Source organism: Kitasatospora sp. NPDC058170 (assembly GCF_042883905.1).
Classification (GTDB): Bacteria; Actinomycetota; Actinomycetes; order Streptomycetales; family Streptomycetaceae; genus Kitasatospora.
The window spans coordinates 359,362-362,184 of sequence record NZ_JBHVUV010000002.1; the positions used below are offsets into that span (position 1 = coordinate 359,362).

A 2,823-nucleotide genomic window follows, 5' to 3' on the forward strand; every position below is an offset into this window, starting at 1 on the left:
CGCCGCGCCCGTGTGGGGGCGCGGCGGCACCGGCCGACGCGGTAGGGGTCAGGCCTGGGCTGCTTCGCCGCCCGCCGTCTCCGTACCCTCGGCCACCTCGGCGGTGGACTCGGCGTCTGCCGTCTCGTCCTCCGCCAGCTCCTCGTCCTCGGCCTCCGCGTTGCGGGCCATGCCCACGACCGCGTCGCGCTTTCCGAGGTTGATCAGTTGGACGCCCATGGTGTCACGTCCGGTTTCACGAACCTCGGAAACCCTCGTGCGGATCACCCCACCCGACAGGGTGATCGCCATGATCTCGTCGCTGTCGTCGACCACCAGGGCGCCGACCAGCGAGCCCCGGCCCTCGACGATCTTCGCCGCCTTGGTGCCGTAGCCGCCGCGTCCCTGGACACGGTACTCGTCCACCCCGGTGCGCTTGGCGTAGCCACCGTCGGTGGCGGTGAAGACGTACGTCCCCGGCCGGACCACGTTCATCGAGAGCAGCTCGTCGTCCTCGCGGAAGGACATGCCCTTGACGCCCGAGGTGGCGCGCCCGGTGGGCCGCAGCGCGTCGTCGGTCGCGGTGAACCGGATCGACTGGGCCTTCCTGGAGACCAGCAGCAGGTCGTCCTCGGCGGAGACCAGCTCGGCGCCGATCAGCTCGTCGTCGCGGCCCGCCTCGTCCTGGCGCAGGTTGATCGCGATCAGGCCGCCGGAGCGCGGGGAGTCGTAGTCCTTCAGCGCGGACTTCTTGACCAGCCCGGCCCGGGTGGCGAGCACCAGGTACGGCTTGTCCTCGTAGGTGCGCACCGCCATCACCTGGGTGATGTGCTCCTCCGGCTGGAAGGCCAGCAGGTTGGCCACGTGCTGGCCGCGGGCGTCGCGCCCGGCGTCGGGCAGCTCGTAGCCCTTGGCGCGGTAGACCCGGCCCTTGTTGGTGAAGAACAGGATCCAGTTGTGGGTCGTCGTCACGAAGAAGTGGTCGACGATGTCGTCCTGCTTCAGCTGGGCACCGCGCACGCCCTTGCCGCCGCGCTTCTGCGAGCGGTAGAGGTCGGAGCGGGTCCGCTTGACGTAGCCGCCACGGGTGATGGTGACGACGATGTCCTCCTCGGCGATGAGGTCCTCGATGGAGAGGTCGCCGTCGGAGGGGATGAGGGTGGAGCGCCGCTCGTCGCCGTACTTCTCGACGATCGCGGTGAGCTCCTCGGAGATGATCTCCCGCTGGCGGACCGGGGAGGCCAGGATCGCGTTGTACTCGTCGATCTTGCGCTGCAGCTCGTCGTGCTCGTCCATGATCCGCTGGCGCTCCAGGGCGGCCAGCCGGCGCAGCTGCATCTCCAGGATCGCGTTGGCCTGGAGCTCGTCGATGGAGAGCAGCCCCATCAGGCCGGTGCGGGCGGCGTCGGCGCTGGCCGAGGCCCGGATCAGCGCGATGACCTCGTCGATCATGTCCAGGGCGCGCAGCAGGGCGCGCAGGATGTGCGCCCGCTCCTCGGCCTTGCGCAGCCGGAAGGTGGTGCGCCGGACGATGACCTCGACCTGGTGGTTGACCCAGTGCCGGATGAAGGCGTCCAGCGACAGCGTGCGCGGCACGCCGTCGACCAGGGCCAGCATGTTGGCGCCGAAGTTGGTCTGCAGGTCGGTGTGCTTGTACAGGTTGTTCAGCACGACCTTGGCGACGGCGTCGCGCTTGAGCACGATCACCAGGCGCTGGCCGGTGCGCGAGGAGGACTCGTCGCGGACGTCGGCGATGCCGGCGACCTTGCCGTCCTTCACCAGGTCGGCGATCTTCAGCGCGAGGTTGTCCGGGTTCACCTGGTACGGCAGCTCGGTGATCACCAGGCACTGGCGGCCCTGGATCTCCTCGACCTCGACCACGGCGCGCATGGTGATCGAGCCGCGCCCGGTGCGGTAGGCGTCCTCGATCCCGCGCCGGCCGACGATCAGCGCGCCGGTGGGGAAGTCCGGGCCCTTGATCCGCTCGATCAGGGCCTCCAGCAGCTCCTCGGCGGAGGCCTCCGGGTGCTCCAGCGCCCAGAGCGCACCGGAGGCGACCTCGCGCAGGTTGTGCGGCGGGATGTTGGTGGCCATGCCGACCGCGATGCCGGTGGCACCGTTGATCAGCAGGTTGGGGATGCGCGCGGGCAGGACGGTGGGCTCCTGCGAGCGGCCGTCGTAGTTGGCGGCGAAATCGACGGTCTCCTCGTCGATGTCCCGCATCATCTCCATGGCCAGCGGCATCATCTTGCACTCGGTGTAGCGCATGGCCGCGGCCGGGTCGTTGCCCGGGGAGCCGAAGTTGCCGTTGCCGTCCACCAGCGGCATCCGCAGCGACCACGGCTGGGCCAGCCGGACCACGGTGTCGTAGATCGAGGTGTCACCGTGCGGGTGGTAGTTGCCCATGACGTCGCCGACGACGCGGGCGCACTTGTAGTAGCCCTTCTCGGGGCGGTACCCGCCGTCGTACATCGCGTAGAGCACGCGCCGGTGCACCGGCTTGAGGCCGTCGCGGACCTCGGGCAGCGCACGGCTCACGATGACGCTCATCGCGTAGTCGAGGTACGAGCGCTGCATCTCGGTCTCGAGCTCGATCGGCTCGACCCGGGACACGAAGGTGTCGGTGTCGGTTGCGGTGCTGGCGTCCGGCTGCTCGCCGTCGGGACGGTTGTCGTCGACCACTGGTGGTCAGTTTCCTTTCACGCGTGACTGGACTGTGCTGGCGGGGGCGGGCCCCGGTCACACGTCCAGGAAGCGGACGTCCTTGGCGTTGCGCTGGATGAAGGAGCGGCGGGCCTCGACGTCCTCGCCCATCAGGACGGAGAAGAGGTCGTCGGCGCGGGC

The 2,823-nt window shown here is 69.6% G+C and carries 1 protein-coding gene; it reads right to left on the reverse strand.

Annotated features, from left to right (window positions below; genetic code table 11):
* Window positions 1-48: 48 nt before the first annotated feature.
* Window positions 49-2,661, reverse strand: a complete 2,613-nt coding sequence (gyrA, locus tag ACFVVX_RS04540) for a DNA gyrase subunit A (protein WP_387941291.1) — start codon at window positions 2,659-2,661, stop codon at window positions 49-51.
* Window positions 2,662-2,823: the final 162 nt, after the last annotated feature.